Origin of the sequence: Stenotrophomonas sp. TWI1151, assembly GCF_039673135.1 — a bacterium.
Lineage (GTDB): Bacteria > Pseudomonadota > Gammaproteobacteria > Xanthomonadales > Xanthomonadaceae > Stenotrophomonas.
Map to the genome: position 1 here is coordinate 87,489 of NZ_JBDJLA010000002.1, position 17,193 is coordinate 104,681.

General features: G+C 67.5%; 10 protein-coding genes. 3 read left to right on the top strand and 7 right to left on the bottom strand.

Features of this window, described 5'->3' with window-relative positions:
• Window positions 1-5: 5 nt before the first annotated feature.
• Together eda and ABE422_RS04570 are read right to left on the bottom strand one after the other, a co-directional pair.
• On the bottom strand, window positions 6-644 hold the full coding sequence (gene eda / locus ABE422_RS04565) for a bifunctional 4-hydroxy-2-oxoglutarate aldolase/2-dehydro-3-deoxy-phosphogluconate aldolase (RefSeq protein WP_346462781.1): 639 nt from the start codon (window positions 642-644) through the stop codon (window positions 6-8).
• A complete protein-coding gene (locus tag ABE422_RS04570) occupies window positions 631-1,647 on the bottom strand; it encodes a sugar kinase (protein ID WP_346482565.1) in 1,017 nt (338 codons plus the stop codon). The genes eda and ABE422_RS04570 overlap by 14 nt, the downstream gene beginning before the upstream one ends.
• A 271-nt stretch (window positions 1,648-1,918) precedes the next feature.
• On the opposite strand from ABE422_RS04570, the gene ABE422_RS04575 reads away from it, so the two are divergent.
• The 3 genes from ABE422_RS04575 (at window position 1,919) to ABE422_RS04585 (ending at window position 12,086) form a co-directional block, all read left to right on the top strand.
• The gene (locus ABE422_RS04575) at window positions 1,919-4,675 is read left to right on the top strand and encodes a TonB-dependent receptor (RefSeq protein WP_346481156.1); all 2,757 of its coding nucleotides are present in this window, start codon (window positions 1,919-1,921) and stop codon (window positions 4,673-4,675) included.
• A 261-nt stretch (window positions 4,676-4,936) separates the two neighbouring features.
• Entirely contained in the window at window positions 4,937-8,116 is a 3,180-nt protein-coding gene (locus tag ABE422_RS04580; protein ID WP_346482566.1) for a TonB-dependent receptor, read from the top strand.
• 151 nt (window positions 8,117-8,267) lie between these two features.
• On the top strand, window positions 8,268-12,086 hold the full coding sequence (locus ABE422_RS04585; protein ID WP_346482567.1) for a LamG-like jellyroll fold domain-containing protein: 3,819 nt from the start codon (window positions 8,268-8,270) through the stop codon (window positions 12,084-12,086).
• Window positions 12,087-12,131: 45 nt separating this feature from the next.
• Here the strand turns inward: ABE422_RS04585 and ABE422_RS04590 are convergent, their stop codons facing one another.
• From ABE422_RS04590 to ABE422_RS04610, 5 genes are all read right to left on the bottom strand, one after another.
• Window positions 12,132-12,971: a PhzF family phenazine biosynthesis protein gene (locus tag ABE422_RS04590; protein WP_346481153.1), complete on the bottom strand. Its 840-nt coding sequence runs from the start codon at window positions 12,969-12,971 to the stop codon at window positions 12,132-12,134.
• A 65-nt stretch (window positions 12,972-13,036) separates the two neighbouring features.
• Complete coding sequence (locus ABE422_RS04595) at window positions 13,037-13,627, bottom strand: cysteine dioxygenase family protein (RefSeq protein ID WP_346462776.1); 591 nt, start codon at window positions 13,625-13,627, stop codon at window positions 13,037-13,039.
• A 116-nt stretch (window positions 13,628-13,743) separates the two neighbouring features.
• Window positions 13,744-14,562 (bottom strand): rhamnogalacturonan acetylesterase, encoded by an 819-nt coding sequence (locus ABE422_RS04600; RefSeq protein WP_313219944.1) that lies wholly within the window; start codon window positions 14,560-14,562, stop codon window positions 13,744-13,746.
• A 44-nt stretch (window positions 14,563-14,606) separates the two neighbouring features.
• Window positions 14,607-16,229: a carboxylesterase/lipase family protein gene (locus ABE422_RS04605; RefSeq protein ID WP_346482568.1), complete on the bottom strand. Its 1,623-nt coding sequence runs from the start codon at window positions 16,227-16,229 to the stop codon at window positions 14,607-14,609.
• Window positions 16,222-17,190, bottom strand: coding sequence for an alpha/beta hydrolase (locus ABE422_RS04610; RefSeq protein ID WP_346482569.1), 969 nt, complete (start codon window positions 17,188-17,190; stop codon window positions 16,222-16,224). The genes ABE422_RS04605 and ABE422_RS04610 overlap by 8 nt, the downstream gene beginning before the upstream one ends.
• Between the last annotated feature and the right edge of the window lie 3 nt (window positions 17,191-17,193).

Below are 17,193 nucleotides of genomic sequence, written 5' to 3' on the forward strand. Positions count from 1 at the left end.
CAGGCTCAGCCGACCAGCGCGGCCGAATCGCGTGCCAGCTGCTCGATGCCGGTCCAGTCCTTGGCCTGCAGCAGGGCCCGGGTGGTCAGCCAGGACCCGCCCACGCACAGCACGTTGGGCAGGTGGAGGAAATCGCGCGCGGTCTGCGCGCTGATGCCGCCGGTCGGGCAGAAGCGCACATCGCCGAACGGGCCGTTCCATGCCGAGAGCATGGCCGCGCCGCCGGCCTGCACGGCCGGGAAGAACTTGAAGGTATCCAGGCCGTGCTCCAGGCCGAGCATCAGCTCCGACGAGGTCGCCACGCCCGGCAGGAACGGCAGATCGGTATCGCGCGCGGCGGCGTACAGGCGCGGGGTCGCACCCGGCGATACCGCAAAGCGCCCGCCCACCTGCTTGACCTTCTCCATCTGCGCGGCGGTCAGCACGGTGCCGGCGCCGACCACGGCATCAGGCACCGCCTCCACCATGGCCTGGATCGCGTCCATCGCCATCGGCGTGCGCAGCGTCACTTCGATCACCGGCAGGCCGCCGTTGAACAGTGCGCGCGCGACCTCGACGGCATCGTCGACGTTTTCCGGGGTGAACACCGGAATCACCGGGGCCAGTTTCAGGACTGCGCGTACGCGTGGATCAGCGCCGGACATCGAATTGCTCCTCGCCCGTGAGGGCCATGATGTCAGCCTCGCTGACAGGGTTGAAGTCGCCGGGGATCGAGTGCTTCAGGCAGCCTGCGGCGAGGCCGAAACGCACGATCGCGTCTGGCGCGAAGCCGCGCATCATGCCATGCAGGATGCCGGCGGCGAAGGCGTCGCCACCGCCGATGCGGTCCACGATGCCGATCATTTCGCGGGTTGGCGCCACCGCGCGGGTGCCATCACGGCCGATCAGCATCGCCCCGAGTGCATGGTTGTCCACGCTGTGCGGGGTGCGCTGGGTGCAGGCCATCCACTGCAACCGCGGGAACGCGGCGAAGGCCTGCGCCGCGGCCGCATCGACGCGCTCACGCACATCGGCCTGCTCGAACGCACCCCCGAGCACCACGCCGATATCGCGGTAGTCAGCGAAGACGAGATCGGCGCAGGCGAACAATTCGCGCAGGATGCCAGGCGCATCGCCCTGCCAGCGCGCCCACAGCGATGGGCGGAAGTTGCCGTCGAAGGACACCTTCACGCCGCGCGCGCACGCCGCACGGGCTGCGGCCAGCGTGGCCTGGGCCATCGCCGGGTTGAGCGCCGGGCTGACCCCGGACAGGTGCAGCCAGTCGGCGCCGGCCAGCAGCGTGTCCCAGTCATAGTCGGCGGGACTGCTGTTGGCGAAGGCCGAATCGGCGCGGTCGTAGACCACTTCACTGGCACGCTGCACGGCGCCGGTGGTCAGGAAGTACAGGCCCATCCGGCCGTCGGTGCGCCGCACGGCGGTGGTGTCCACGCCGTGGCGGCGCAGCTCGCCCAGCGCGAACTCGCCCAGCGGGTTGGACGGCACCGTGCTGACCGCCGCCACTGCATGCCCAAGATGGGCGAGCGAGACACCAACGTTTGCCTCCGCGCCGCCCGCGTGAACCGCCAACTGGCCGCGCTGCAGCAACAGCTCGCGGCCGGGGGCGCTCATGCGCAGCAACAACTCTCCGAAACAGACAACACGACTCATGGTCCTGGATCCTTGTGAGGGCCGCAGACGCCGCAAGGACGCCCAGCAGCAATGGCTAGCGGTGTCATTCTAGCGATGGACGCCGCCCCGTCCACCTGTCCCGAATGTCGGAACCATTGTCCTGCAAGCGTCTGCGGGACATTAAAAGTCTGCTGCGGTGCAAGATGCCGGATCAGTAACGGGCTGTTAACGTCCGCCCTGACCAGCGGTGTCATTGCACTGACATGTCGTTGGATAGCTGTTTCATGTAGCACCTTGGGAGAGGGAAAACATGCAAGTCCAGAACACGCAGAAAAAGACACCGGTTACCTTGCTCGCATTGTCGATCGGCCTGGCGCTGAGTGGTACCGCGCTGGCCCAGGATGCGGGCACCAACCCCACCGACCTGGATACCGTCACCGTCACCGGCTACCGCGCCAGTGTCGAGAAGGCGCTGGACATCAAGCGCGGCGAAGCCGGCGTGGTCGATGCCATCGTCGCCGAGGATATCGGCAAGTTCCCGGATCTGAACCTGGCCGAATCGCTGCAGCGCATTCCCGGCGTGGTCATCACCCGTGAGGCCGGCGAAGGCCGCAACATCTCGGTGCGCGGCCTGGGCCCGGACTTCACCCGCGTGCGCATCAACGGCATGGAAGCGCTGACCACCGTCGGCGCCGGCGACCAGAGCGGCGGCACCAACCGTGGCCGTGGCTTCGATTTCAACGTGTTCGCCTCGGACCTGTTCTCGCAGTTGATGGTGCGCAAGACCGCCTCGGCGGACGTCGAGGAAGGCTCGCTGGGGGCCACGGTCGACCTGCGCACCGCGCGCCCGTTCGACTATGACGGCTTCACCTTCGCCGCCAGCGGCCAGGCCGGCTACAACGCGATGGCCGAAAAGGCCGACCCGCGCATGGCCGCGCTGATCTCCAACACCTTTGCCGATGGCACCTTCGGTGCCTTGTTGTCGGTGGCCTATTCCGAGCGCCAGGCGCTGGAAGAGGGCTCCAACACCGGCCGCTGGGCCAACGGCCCGAGCAACGGCAACTTCAATGCGGCCTCGCCGTTCGCCGCGGCGCGTTCGGCCAACGTCTACCACCCGCGCTTCCCGCGCTACGTGCAGATGGAGCATGAGCAGAAGCGCCTGGGCGTGACCGGTACCCTGCAGTGGAAGCCGAGCGACGCCACCGAGTTCTCGCTGGATGCGCTGTACTCCAAGATCGACGCCACCCGCGACGAGCATTACATCGAGGCGATCTCCTTCAGCCGTGGCACCAGCACCACGCCGCGCCTGGTCGGCAAGCCGGCGATGATCGTCAAGAACGGCGTGATCGAGAACAACGCGCTGGTCTACGGCGAGTTCGACAATGTCGACATCCGCACCGAAAACCGCCATGACGAGTGGAGCACCGAGTTCAAGCAGCTCAGCCTCAACGGCCAGCACCGCTTCGGCGATGACTTCACCTTGTCCGGCAAGGTCGGCATCTCGCGCTCCAAGCACGAGAATCCGGTGCAGACCACGATCATCATGGACAAGTACGACGTCGACAATTACAGCTACGACTACCGGGGCAACAGCCGGTTCCCGACGCTGAACTACGGCATCGACCCGACCAACCCGGCGGGCTGGGAGCTGGCCGAGATCCGTCTGCGCCCGCAGTACGTGGACAACGACTTCGATACCGGCCAGCTGGATTTCAACTGGAACATCAGCCCCGGCTTCCGCCTGAAGGGCGGCGTGCTCGCCAAGGACTACACCTTCAAGACCACCGAACTGCGCCGTGCCAGCGAACTGGCCGTGCCCAACTTCGCCGATGGCACCAAGATCGTGCCGGTGGACATGACCGCGCAGGCCGGGCTGAAGGGCATCAACGGCAGCCCGTCCAACTGGGTGGTGCCGGATCTGAACGCGATTGCCGATCAGTTCGATATCTACAGCAACAGCGGCATCTTCGCCGTCGCCCCGCGCGCCAACAACGTGCGCAGCGTCGAAGAGAAGGACCGTGGTGCCTACCTGATGGGCGAGTTCTCCACCGAACTGGGCAGCCTGCCGTTGTCGGGTAACGTGGGTGTGCGCTACGTGCGCACCAAGCAGAGCTCCACCGGCCTGTCCACGCTGGCCACCGGTACGGTCTCCACCACGGAGAACCGCACCTACAACGACACCCTGCCCTCGTTCAACCTGGTGGCCGAAGTCACCCCGGACTTCCTGATCCGCCTCGGCGCGGCCAAGGTGATGAGCCGCCCGGGTCTGGGCAGCCTGACGCCGGGCGCAACGGTGGCCGTGGCCGGTGGTGCACGCACCATCTCCAGCGGCAACCCGGACCTGGAGCCGATCCGCGCGACCAACGTCGACCTCGGCTTCGAGTGGTACTTCGCCGAAGGCGCGATGGCCGGTATCGGTCTGTTCTACAAGGACATCGAGAGCTTCGTGCAGACCACCCGCGAAGTGCGTCCGTACTCCGACAGCGGCCTGCCTGCCTCGCTGCTGATCGGTACCGGTGCCTCGCCTGCCGACGACTTCACCTACAGCCGCCCGGTCAACACCCCCGGTGGTGAACTGCACGGCGTGGAAGCGAACTACACCCAGCCGTTCACCTTCCTGCCGGGCAAGTGGTCCAACCTCGGCGTGCAGTTGAACTACACCTGGGTGGAGTCGCAGATCCAGTACCTCAACGCTGCGGGCCAGCCGGTGATGAAGACCGACCTGACCGGTCTGTCCAAGTCGTCCTGGAACGCCACGCTGTTCTACGAAGGCAAGGTCTTCTCCGGCCGCGTCTCGGCGACCAACCGCGATGACTACCTGACCCAGGCACCGGGTACGGAAACCGGCTTCAACCTCGACGGTTACCACGGCATGACCGGCACCACGGTCCTCGATGCCTCGATCCGCTACACCATCAGCGACCAGCTCGAACTGAGCCTGGAAGGCATCAACCTGACCAACGAAGCCTCCGACGAGTGGGTCTACTCGCCCGCCACGGGTCGCCTGCCGCTGCAGTACACCGAAACCGGCCGCCAGTTCCTGCTGGGCGTGCGCTACAAGTTCTGATTCAACGGCAGTACCCACCGGCGGCGTGAGCGATCACGCCGCCGGCTGCGCGCACGCCGCCATCGTTGCCATCCCCGACCCTCGCCAGCACATGCACGCTGCTGCGGCGCAAGATGCCGCCCCGTGAAGGGTTTGTTACGTTTCGGATGACCAGCGGTGTCACGCGGCAAGGCGCGACAGACGCTCCGGGGGAGGCCGGACGTCATGACTCATCAACATCAAAGTCGCATGGCGGCGCACCCTGGGAGGGGGTTACACACGATGGATCGACTCGACACCCGTAAAAAGACACCGGTTACCCTGCTTGCGGTCTCAATCGCGTTCGCGCTGCAGGGCGTGGCCGGCATTGCCGCGGCACAGCAGACGCCCGAAGCGGCCGCCTCGCTCAATGCAGTGGATCTGGACAAGGTGGAGGTCAAGGCGACCTACCGCGAAAGCCTGCAGCAATCCCTGGATGAAAAGCGCTACAGCGTCGAGCAGGTCGATGCGATCTACGCCGAAGACATCGGCAAGTTCCCCGATCTGAACCTGGCCGAGTCGATGCAGCGCATCGCCGGCGTCTCGATCGATCGCGAAGGCGGTGAAGGCCAGCAGATCTCCGTGCGCGGCCTGGGCTCGGATTTCACCCGCGTGCGCATCAACGGTCTGGAAGCGCTGTCCACCGCCGGCAGCGGTACCACCGGCGTCAACCGCAGCCGCGGCTTCGACTTCAATACCTTCGCCTCGGAGCTGTTCAGCCGGGTCAAGATCAACAAGACCCAGTCGGCGCAGACCGATGAGGGCTCGCTCGGCGCCACCGTCGATCTTCGCGGTTCGCGCCCGTTCGATTTCGAGGGCTTCCAGGCCTCGCTCGGCGGCCAGTACGGCTTCAACGAGCTGTCCAGGAACAAGGACCCGCGCATCTCCGGGCTGATCAGCAACACCTGGGCCGACGGCCGGGTCGGCGCGCTGATGTCGGTGGCCTACAGCAAGCGCACCATCTTCGAAGAAGGCTACAACCCGGTCCGCTGGGAGCACGGCAACTACCGCAACTCCAACCAGAGCACCGCGGCCAACAACGGCACCTACGGCTTCTGCAGCCCGGCTGGTTACGACCCGCAGACCCCGCGCAATCCGCTGGCCAATGAAACCGCCGCCGGTGTCGGCAGCGCCGCCAACCAGGCGCGCAGCAACGGCTGGGGCAGCTACGGCATCGATGCGACCCACTGCGGCCCCGGCCTGGATCGCCCGGCCGCGACCGCCGAGAACATCGCCGCGTACGAGACCGCGACCAACGCCTGGATCCCGCGTTACCCGCGTTACATCCGCACCGAACATGAGATCGAGCGCCTGGGTGTCACCGGCGCGCTGCAGTTCAAGGTCAGCGACGACACGCAGTTGAACCTGGACATGCTGTACTCCAAGCTCGACAAGAATGTGCGCGAAGATTCGATCGGTGCCAACCTGCACCGCACCGCGCAGTACGGCGGCAAGACCCAGATCGTGGTCCGCGAGGCGCAGGCCGATGAACAGAACCGCCTGACCTACGGCGTGTTCGACAACGTCGACTTCCGCACCGAATCCACCGCGATCGAAGAGAGCACCGAATTCAAGCAGTTCAGCCTGAACCTGGAACATCGCTTCAACGACGCGGTGCGCCTGGATGCGGTGATCGGCCACTCCGAGTCGAACTATGAGCGGCCGGTCTTCTCGATGGTCAGCTTCGACAACAGCAACCTGGATGGCTTCGTGCTGGACATGCGCAACGGCAAGGTGCCGGCGATGTCCTTCCCGTTCGATCTCAACGCCGTGGACAACTGGAAGTGGCTGGGCTACGGCAGCACGCCGGTCAATGCCAACGGTACCGCGCGCGGCGGCAACATCAGCGAAGTGCGCTTGAACCCGCAGTACGTCGACAATGCCTTCGATACGGCCAAGGTCGACCTCACGTTCAACATCAACCCCACCTTCACCCTGCGCGGCGGTCTGGCCTACAAGGACTACGACATGAGCACGCAGGAGTACCGCAACATCAGCTACGGGCGCCTCTCCCAGGCGCTGCCGGCCGGTGTGGGCGTGGGTGACCTGAGCAACACCCTGAGCGGCTTCGGCAAGGGCATGGACGGCAACCTGCCCAACGCCTGGCTGGTGCCGGACTTCAACCAGATCGCCAAGCTGCTGGACATCTACTGCAACTGCAACACCGGCACGCTCGGCGGTGACTACCGCCTGGCCAGCGTCGGTCACTTCGGCGCATCGAACAACAACTTCGACGTCAACGAAAAAAGCTACGGCAGCTACCTGCAGCTGGACTTCAACACCGACCTGCTGGGCCGCGCGTTCCGCGGCAACCTGGGCGTGCGCTACGTGCAGACCCGCATCACCGCCGATGGCTATGCGCCGTGCACCGCCGCCAACGCCAACGATCTGTCCTCGGCCTGCGAACCGTTCTTCGGGGTGGCCAGCGCCACCGCCGATCCCGGCGAGCGCCTGCAGGTCGGCACCCGGGTCGGCCACAAGTACGACGACTGGCTGCCTTCGTTGAACCTGGCGTGGGACCTGAGCGATACCTTCGTGCTGCGCTTCGGCGCGGCCAAGACCATGGCCCGCCCGACCCTGTCCAACCTGTCGCCGAGCGTCAGTGGTGGCCCCACCGCGTACTTCGATGACGATCGCAGCTACTCGATCAACCTGGGCAACCCCAAGCTGGATCCGTTCCGCTCGACCAACTACGACCTGAGCGCGGAGTGGTACTTCGACGAAGGCGCGCTGCTGTCGGCCGCGGTGTTCTACAAGGACATCGAGAGCTACGTGCAGCGCACCCGCCTGCTCACCACCTGGGCGGACATGGGCTACTCGCTGGATCTGCTGCCGACCGGCTTCAGCCCGGATACCGTGTTCAACGTGCAGAGCTACTTCAACACGCCCGGCGGCCCGCTCAAGGGCTATGAAGTGTCCTACCAGCAGCCCTTCAGCTTCCTGCCCGGCTTCTGGCGCAACTTCGGCGTGCAGCTCAACTACACGCACGTCGAGTCCAAGATCAAATACATGTTCAGCTCGGGCACCGGCAGCACCATCGTCACCACCTACACCGAGAACGACCTGCTGAACCTCTCGCCGAACTCGTACAACGCCACGTTGTACTACGACGATGGCCGCTTCAGCGCCCGCGTCTCCACCAGCTACCGCGACGCGTACATCAGCACCATCCTGTCGCAGGAAAACGTGTGGGACCTGGACGGCAAGCAGCTCGCCACCGCCGATGTGCAGGGCAAGTACAGCGTGGAGAACGTGGACTTCAACATGTCCTACAAGGTCAACAAGAATCTCTCGCTGACCTTCGAAGCGATCAACCTGCTCGACACCGCCGATGAGCGTTATGTCGATTCGGCGCTGTCGCTGCCGGACCGCTACACCCACACTGGCCGCCAGTACTACCTCGGCCTGCGCTACAAGTTCTGACCGTGCTGCGTCTTCCGCCACCGCTATCGCGCCCGTCCCCGTCCTTCTCTCCGGGATGGCGGGCGCGGTGCCGGGGCGGGAGGCCACCGTAAGCGGCTGACCCCCGCTGCTGGTTCCGCTGTACTGTTTCTGCTGTCGAAAGGAAGGTCTCATGCATCGCGTTGTCGCCCCCTCGATCCGCCTCTCCCGCCTGTCCGCCAGCCTGCTGGCGCTGCTGCTTGCGGGCAGTGGCACCGCCTGGGCGCAGACCGCGCCGCAGCTGCTCTTCCACGTCTCGGCCGACCAGGGCCTGCAGGCCGACACCGCCGCTGGCGACCCGGTCCCCAACTTCGTGGACAAGGTGAAGCGGGTGCCGAACGGGGCGCACGGCAGCGCCATTGAGTGGGCGGATGATGGCGTGTTGTCGTGGAACGCGCCGGGCAACATCCAGGCCCAGCGCGGCACGCTGGGCTTCTTCTGGCGCGCGCGCTACGCGGTGGGCGAAGCACCGTTCGTGATCTTCCGGGTCGGCTACGCCGACCACAGCAGCTGGGACATGGCCTGGCTGCGCATCGACTGGAACGGCCACGGCTTCGATGCGTTCGTCACCGATGCCAACCTGGCGCGCACGCGCGTGTCGTTCAAGCTCGACCAGACTCCCTCGCCGCAGCAGTGGCAGCACATCGCCTTCGGCTGGGACGAAAACCACGGCGTGCGCCTGTACGTGGACGGCAAGGAAGTGGCCCGCCAGGAGACCACCGCCGACTACGACGCCGCACTCGATCAGCTCGGCCTGGCCGCGCGCGTGATGGCGCCCTACCAGGTGCAGAGCCGCTACAACTTCCTGCGCGGCAGCGACTTCGACGAGATCCGCGTCTACGACCGCCTGCTCGATCCGGCCGGCATGGCCGCCCTGGCGCGCAATGCCACGCCCGCCACCGCGGTGGCCGTGCCGGAGCCGATGCGCGCCTGGCGCCACCGCCATGGCTGGGACGCTGCGCCACCGCCGGCGCTGACCGCGCCGACCACCACGATCCGCAAGGTCGAGTTCGCCGATACCAAGGACCACAAGCAGTGGATGTGGAAGGCGACCGACGGCATTGCCGAAACCACCTGGCCGGGCGTATACAACCGCTCGCGCCTGCCGGGCCGCAACGACTACTTCCAGCTGCCCGACTGGAACACCTACGTCGAGGGCGGCCAGCAGCTGGACCTGACCCTGCCGGCCGGTGAAAGCGTCAACCGCATCGAAGTGCGTGGCGCCGCGTTCGGCGGGCTCAGCCACAGCACCGACGGCCAGCCGTCGCAGACCCTGTTCCAGCGCCCGCAGGGCGTGGTGCGCAGCGTGAATGCCATTGCCGCACAGACCGGCGGCGTCCTGCACTTCCGCAATACCGAACAGGAAACGCCGATCCAGGAAATCTGGGCCTACCAGGTCAGCGACGCGGCCGAGCCGGAGGGCACGGTCAAGCAGCGCTACCTGGTCGACAGCCAGGCGCTGCCGGACTACACCAACATCGCGGCACTTCGGGAGTACATCGACGGCCGCTACCCGGCGGCCGAACGCAGCACGGTGATGGCGCTGCCCAAGGGCGCCGGCGCACGCAAGCGCACGGCCGACACGCTGCCCGCGCAACCGCTGCCGATCGTGCACGTACTGATTCCCTCCGGCGTCAGTGATGCCCCGGCGGCACAACCGCTGATCCGCAGCTGGGCGCACAGCTGGGAGAACATGCATGACGGCCTGGACGGTGTCGCGATCGATCTGCCCACGCTGGACCTGCCGGCGACCCATGACGGCCTGATCCCGCTCAACATCCGCATCAAGGACCCGCTCTGGCCGGCGCGCGACATGATCGACGTGTCGGTGTCGGTCAAACCGGGCCAGAAGCGCACCCTGTGGCTGGACCTGCGCGACCGCATCCTCACCGCCGACAGCCTGTGGATCTCCATCGCCTCGGCCGCACCGGGGTTCAACGCCACCTCGCTGGACGGTGCGGAAATCCGCATGGTCTACAAGGACCGCGAGGAGGCGAAGAAGGAGCACATCGCCGATCGTTTCAACCAGGTGCGTGACAACTGGGGCTTCCTGGTCGAAGAGCACACTACCTCCAAGCGCCAGCGCCTGTACGCGCGCGTGTATGCCGATCTCAGTGATCTGCTGCGGGTCGACCCGGACCACGAACTCGGCCGCCTGTACTGGAACTACATCAGCTACAACAGCCAGGGCAAGCCGCCATTCACCCAGCCCGAGCCGCCCAAGGGCGTGCCGCTGTGGGCGTTCCGGCAGACCGAAGACCTCACCTACGTGCGCCGCTTCATCGACTGGTGGATCGACAACCGCCAGATCGCCTACGGTGATTTCGGCGGCGGCATCTCCGACGACTCCGACCTGACCCAGCAGTGGCCCGGCCTGGCGCTGATGGGCGTGCAGCCGGACAAGCTCAATGCTTCGCTGACCGCGCTGTCCGATGCGGTGTACCGCAATGCCATGTTCAGCAACGGCTTGAGCACCATCGAGACCGACGAGCTGCATGCCTACGAGGAAGGCATCAACACCAACAGTGCGATGCTCTACCTCAACTGGGGCGATCCGCTCACCGTCGAGCGTCTGATGGAAACGGTGAAGGCGTTCGACGAACGCATCATCCTGCCCAACCCGCAGGGCCATCTGCTGTTCTCCAGCAACTGGTTCGGCGGCAACAAGGTGTACCGCGAACCGAACTGGCAATGGCAGAAGCCGTATTCCTTCCCGGTGCTGCACCCGGCGTTCCTGATCGGCCAGTACAACGCCGATCCGACCGGTCGCAAGCTGGTCACCGGGCTGGCCGATGGCTACCTGGCCCACGCCTACACCGACGACAAGGGACGCTGGGCGCTGCCGAACGAGATCAACTGGGCGACCGGCAAGACCCGCGGCGGTGAGCTCAACAATGGCTCGGGCAGCGGCGACATCATGCACACCTTCTGGGCGGCATGGCGCTGGACCGGCGATGACAAATACCTCAAGGCACTGGACTACCGCGTCGAGCGGGGTGGGCCGGGGGCGCTGTCCAACCTGGGCGAGAACTATGTCGAGGCCCTCGGCCGCGGCGCCGAGTGGAACCCGCGCTTCATCAGCGATGCCGACGGTGGCAGCACCGGCTTCGCCAGCCTGATGGCGTGGCAGGCGACCGGCGACAAGAAGTACCTGGAGGCGCTGCATGCCGACGGCATCCAGGCCAAGGCGCAGCGCGAATACATGAACACCGAAGGCCACTGGTGGTCCGACCGTGTCGAAGCGCCAAGCGAATTCCTGCAGCGTGCACGCCTGGGTGGCATCGCGCTCAAGCGCAACCAGAGCTGGCCGGGCCACACCGTGAGCTGGCGCTTCGCCCAGCCGCAGGCCGCCGAGCAGGTCGCGCTGCTGGTGCATGCACCCTCGCCGGACCGCTTCAAGGTGATCGCCTACAACCTGGGCAAGCACGCAGTGGATGCGGAGATGAGCACCTGGAACGTCACCGCCGGGCAATGGCGGATGACCAGCGGCGTGGACCGCGACGGCGATGACACCATCGATGGCAAGGCCACCACGCGTGATCTCACCCTGGAGCGCAGTGCCTCGACCACGCTGCGGTTCGTGCCGGGCCAGAGCCAGGTGTTCGAGTTCGAGCTGGTGCAGGCCGGCACGCCGGTCGAACAGCGTGCCGACCTCGGCATCGGGCGCGGCGATGTGCGCGTGGACGGGCGTCAGGTGCAGGTGACCGTGCACAGCCTGGGCCACGTCGCCACCGGGATGGGCGTGGCAGTGCTGGAGGATGCGAAGGGCCGCGAGCTGGCCCGGGCCGAGATTCCGAGTCTGGCGGCGCCGAGCGACCTGCTGCCGAAGACCACGACCGTCAGCTTGCCGCTGCCGGCCGGGGAGCGCGCTGGCCTGCGCGTGCGCGTGATGCAGGCCGACGGTGCGGCGGAAGTGACCCAGCGCAACAACGTGGTGGCGCTGGACCCATAACGCCATGCGGTGCATGGCGCTGCCGGCGCCCTGCCCCTGTCTGGCTCACAGCGTGACCTGCCCCTCGATGCAGGTCACGCAGTCGCCGCCGATCCACAGCGCATCGCCCAGCCGCTCCACCCGCAACCGGCCGGCGCGCCCGATCGCCGTGCCCTGGCTGATCACATAGCGATCCGGCGCCTCGCCGGTGGCCAGCAGCCAGCGCGCGATGCCGGCATTGAGGCTGCCGGTGGCCGGGTCTTCCGGGGCGCCGTCGCCGGCAATGAAGGCACGGCTTTCGTACTGGGCCTCGTCGCCATCACTGGGCAGCCAAGGCCCGAACACGCCGACCTTCATGCCCTCCAGCTGCGCGTAGTCCGGCTGGATCGCAAGTACGGCCGCACGATCACGCAGGCGCAGTGCCAGCCAGCCGGTGCCGTTGTCGGCCCAGCGGGCGTCCACCACGTCCTCTGCCGCCACGCCCAGGCCGCGTCGGACGCGCTCACGCAGGTCCGGCGGCAACGCCTCGCCCCGCAGCAGCGGCGGCGCCAGGAACGCCAGGCCGGACGCGCTGCGCCGTATCCGCACCCGCCCGATCCCGCACTCCTGCACGATCTCCGCGCCCTTCGGCACGCCGCCATGGGCCAACCACGCATGGCAGCTGCCCAAGGTGGGATGCCCGGCGAACGGCAGCTCTTCCAGCGTGGTGAAGATGCGCACGCGATAGTCCGCCTGCGGATCGGTCGGCGGCAGCAGGAAGGTGGTCTCGCTCAGGTTGGTCCAGTGGGCGAACGCGGCCATGCGTGCGTCGTCGATGCCTTCTGCATCAAGCACTACGGCCAGCGGATTGCCGCGCAGCGGGTCCTGGCTGAAGACGTTGACCTGCTGGAACGGAAACGTACGCATGGCGGCGCTTCGAAAGGTGGGAACCGGATGATGCGCGCGGCGCAGGCCGCAGGTCGAGCGCGGCCCTAGGCCGCGTCGGTTTCCATCACCTGCACGCGGCGCTGGTACCAGCCGTCGGCCTCGGGTTCGAAGACGGCGCTGCGGGTCATCTCGCCCTGATAGACGTGCACGGAGATCGCCAGGTCGTCATCGCTGGTGTTGCGGAGGGTGTGGTACTCATGCGGCGGGATCAGACTGCCGGCACTGCCGCAGTCGCCCAGCACCGCCGGTTCGGCACGGAAGCGGAAGCGCTCGCCGTCGCGCTCCAGCAGCTGGTACTGGGTGATCTCCAGCTGGCCCAGCCACACCCCTTCCACGCACCACAGCCCGCTGTGGTCGTGCAGCGGCGTGCCCTGTCCCGGGCCCCAGCTCATCGCGACGATGCTGTAGCCGTGCACCGGGCTGCGATACAGCTCGCGGCGGGCGTAGTGATCCTCGATCGGGCGGTGCACGCAGGCGGGCAGCTGGATGCGGCTGTCGGCGATCGCCTCGCGCAACGCCGCGCGCAGCGTTGCCGCGATCTGGTGCGCGTGCTGGTGCTGGACGGCATGGTCGACGGCGGCGATCAATCGATCACGGCCATGGAACGGAGGAAACGGGTTGCATTGGTCTTGCATACCCCGAGTCTAGGCGATCCCGGTGAACAGCGTGTTTGACCTGAATCACATCCAATCGACTCACGATCCCCGACGTAGCGATCCATTCGAAAGAACTCGAAGGGTCTGCCTATCGATCAGGGAATCAGCAGCGGTCGCAACGATGGCACTTGCCGGGCCAGTTCCTCGGTGACCAGCGTGGCGAACAACGCTGCGCCGTCCGGGCCCAGATGGGTGTAATCGAAGGCGACCTTGGCCTGTCCCATGGGCTCGGTGAGGGCGTTGTTCTGCGCGGCCGGTGCGCCGGCAGTGGGCGCGGCGCCCACGGTGGTCCCGCCCAGCGCCGCGCTGACCTGTGCGGGCGTGGCGGCCGCCTGTGCCAGCGGCATGGCCGCCACCGGCCCCAGCGCCTGGACCACCGCGCGGCTGCGCGCGTGCAGATCGACCAGCGGGACCTTCATCTCGCGCGCCACGGTCCGCACCGCCTCGGCCCACGGCGCCAGGTCATCGATCAGCACGCCATCGGCGAACTGGCGGCGGGTCAACGGGGTCAGCAGCACCGGCTGCGCACCGGCGGCACGGATCTCACGCACGTAGCGGCGCAGGTTGTCCGGGAATTCGCGCTGCAGATCGGTGGAGCGGCCCGGCTTGCCGGGCTGGTCGTTATGGCCGAACTGGACCAGCACCCAGGTGGTGGCATAGCCGGGCGTGCGCATCTCCGCGTCGGCCAACGCCCACGAGCCTTCGGCGCGGTAGTTGTACGTGCTGCGACCGCCACGGGCCAGGTTGGTGCAGGTCAGGAACGAGGTCACGTGCCGTGCGCAGAACGCCGGGCCCCAGCCGCCCTGCACGGCCGTGGTGGAATCGCCGACCAGCACGATCTTGCTGGCCCGGATCGGGGTCGGTGCCGGACGATCCAGCACCGCCGGATCCACGGCGGCGTGCGCAACGCTCATCAGGCCGAACAGCACGCTGCCCAGCAGCCAGGTCGACGCGCGCATCAGAACGTACCTCGTTGAATGAAGGGGGCCTGCTGATAGAGGCGGCGCTCGCCACCGCGCGGGTCGTCGGCCTGCTGCGAGGGGGTATCGAACAGCATCGTTTCGCGGCGGGCCAGCGAATAGGTCTGCCAGCGGGGCAGTGCGCCATGATTCGGATCGCCATGGCGCGCAAAGGCGATCAACGCCTCGCTCATGGTCGCTGCGACACGGGTCGCCGCTTCGCCGTCACCGGTGCGTGAGCCGGGGCGATCGGTGGTATCGAACACCAGCGGGATATCCAGCGTGTGGAACGCGCCGAACCTGCCGCCGTCCAGCGGCGAGCCCCAATCGAGTTGATAGGCCCAGGTGGGGGCGCCCTGGCGCGCACGCGCCTCCAGTTCCTCCACTGCACCCCGCCAGGAGCGGCCGGCGGTGGTGGCCGCGAAGAACACCTCCGAGGGCGTGTAGTGCGGGTACAGGCGGCGGTACTCGGCGATCACCACCGAGGGCAGCAGGTCCACGTACTGCTCTTTTTCCAGCTTGGCCGGCAGCGTCTCCCAGGTCAGCGCGAAATTGGCCGGGTCGTTGCCGAGGAAGGCGCGGGTCTCATCGTGGGTGTTGCCGATCACCATTGGAATCCCGGCGGACTGCGCGGGCGCCTCCGGCCAGAACGGATGCACCGACAACGAACGCCCGTCGAGCACCGGCCCGACATACAGGCTGCTGTTCTCCACGCGCGACGGATCGCGCGCACGGGTGGCGGCCAGCAGTGCCTCCATCGGCATCGTGCGCAGCGCCTCGGCGTCGGCCGCGCCTACCGCCTGCATCGCGATCTGCGCGCGCTGGGTGGCCGCCCGCGGGCCGGCCGCGGTGACCTGCTGCCCACTCATGGTCCAGGCGCGCTGGAACAAACCGCGCGCGGCCGGCATGGCCATCAGCGTGGCGATCTTGGCGCCGCCGCCGGACTGCCCGACCACGGTGATGTTGTCGGCATCGCCCCCGAATTCGGCGGCATGCTGGCGCACCCAGTGCAGCGCCTGGACCAGGTCGAGCTGGCCGACATTGCCCGAGTCGGCGAAGCGCGCATCGCCCAGCTGCGCCAGGTACAGATAGCCGAACACGTTGAGCCGATGGTTGACCGTGACCACGACCACGTCGCCGCGCCGGCACAACGCGCTGCCGTCGTACAGCGGGTCGCTGCCGGAGCCGTTGTTGTACGCGCCGCCATGGATGTAGAACACGATCGGCCGCTTGCCGCCGTCGCGCAGCGCCGGGGTCCACACGTTGAGGTAGAGACAGTCTTCGCTGCCCGGCCCTTCCTTGCCGGTCTGCGGGGCGGCGTTGCCATAGTCCAGCGCATCGCGCACGCCACGCCAGGCCATCTCGGGCAGCGCCGGCTGGAACCGCCGGGGCGCGGTGTCGGCCCCATAGGGGATGCCGCGGAACACATTCACCCCCTGCTCCCGTTGTCCGCGCACCCGGCCACTGCGTACCCGGGCCAGCGGTGAGGCGTCATCGCGCGGCCCGGGCGCGCCGGCGAACGCCGGCATCAGCGGCAGGCTGGTGGCACCCAGCATCAGGGCGTAGCGCGCGCTGTCGCGCAGAAAGCGTCGACGCTGCAGGTCGGCGGGGGACTCACTCATGGCGCGCGGGCTCCGTGTGGCGCGAAGGGATCCAGCGCAGGGCCAGCTCGGGCCACTGCGCAACGGTCAGACCGGCCGGGATGCGCACGCCGAAGCCGTGGCCACCGAACGGGAACAGGTGCATTTCGGTGGTGACGCCGGCGCGCAGCAGCGCCTGGTAATACACCAGGCTGTTGTGCACCGAGACCACGTTGTCGTCCTGCGCATGCACCAGGAAGGTCGGCGGGGTATCGGCGCGGACCTGGTCCTGCATCGAGAACTGCTGCTGCAGCGTGCTGTCCGGATGCGGCCCGAGCAGGCGCGAACGCGAGCCGGTATGCGCATGCCTGCCCATGTCGATCACCGGGTAGATCAGCAGTGCGACATCCGGACGTGCGCTGAGCGCATCGATCGCGTCGCGGTGCGGATACACCGGTGCATCGAAGCCGTTGCTCAACCGCGCGGCAACGTGCCCGCCGGCCGAGAAGCCCATCACCCCGATGCGCTGCGGATCAATCTGCCATCGCGCAGCATCGGCGCGGATCACCCGCATCGCACGCTGGGCATCGGCCAGTGCGGCCTGGCGATCACTGCGGCCGGCCGGCAGCCGGTAACGCAGCACGAACAGGGTCACCCCACCCTGCTCGACGAACGCCGGCACCAGCGCGGTGCCTTCCTTGTCGAGCACGATGCGCTGATAGCCGCCGCCCGGCACCACCAGCAGGGCGGTGCCATTCGGGCGCGCCGGTCGGTACACCACCAGGTAAGGCGCACTGACGTTGTCGATGTAACGGTCCGGCAGCGCCGGATCGCGGCTGCGCTCGATCACGTTGGGCACGGTGGCCGGGCCGGATTCACCCGGCACCCGGCCGTCGGGCCAGAGCGCGATGCGGTCCGGGTCGCCGAGGGCCGGTTCGGTCTCCGGTACGGCACGCTCGGCCGCGTGGGCCAGACCGCCGACCAGCAGCAGGAGAGTCAGCATGGG

What these genes read in the sequence shown, in the direction of transcription:
- eda (WP_346462781.1), bottom strand. Translation starts at nt 644, where the DNA reads ATGTCCGGCGCTGATCCACGCGTACGCGCAGTCCTGAAACTGGCCCCG.
- ABE422_RS04570 (WP_346482565.1), bottom strand. Translation starts at nt 1,647, where the DNA reads ATGAGTCGTGTTGTCTGTTTCGGAGAGTTGTTGCTGCGCATGAGCGCC.
- ABE422_RS04575 (WP_346481156.1), top strand. Translation starts at nt 1,919, where the DNA reads ATGCAAGTCCAGAACACGCAGAAAAAGACACCGGTTACCTTGCTCGCA.
- ABE422_RS04580 (WP_346482566.1), top strand. Translation starts at nt 4,937, where the DNA reads ATGGATCGACTCGACACCCGTAAAAAGACACCGGTTACCCTGCTTGCG.
- ABE422_RS04585 (WP_346482567.1), top strand. Translation starts at nt 8,268, where the DNA reads ATGCATCGCGTTGTCGCCCCCTCGATCCGCCTCTCCCGCCTGTCCGCC.
- ABE422_RS04590 (WP_346481153.1), bottom strand. Translation starts at nt 12,971, where the DNA reads ATGCGTACGTTTCCGTTCCAGCAGGTCAACGTCTTCAGCCAGGACCCG.
- ABE422_RS04595 (WP_346462776.1), bottom strand. Translation starts at nt 13,627, where the DNA reads ATGCAAGACCAATGCAACCCGTTTCCTCCGTTCCATGGCCGTGATCGA.
- ABE422_RS04600 (WP_313219944.1), bottom strand. Translation starts at nt 14,562, where the DNA reads ATGAGCGTTGCGCACGCCGCCGTGGATCCGGCGGTGCTGGATCGTCCG.
- ABE422_RS04605 (WP_346482568.1), bottom strand. Translation starts at nt 16,229, where the DNA reads ATGAGTGAGTCCCCCGCCGACCTGCAGCGTCGACGCTTTCTGCGCGAC.
- ABE422_RS04610 (WP_346482569.1), bottom strand. Translation starts at nt 17,190, where the DNA reads ATGCTGACTCTCCTGCTGCTGGTCGGCGGTCTGGCCCACGCGGCCGAG.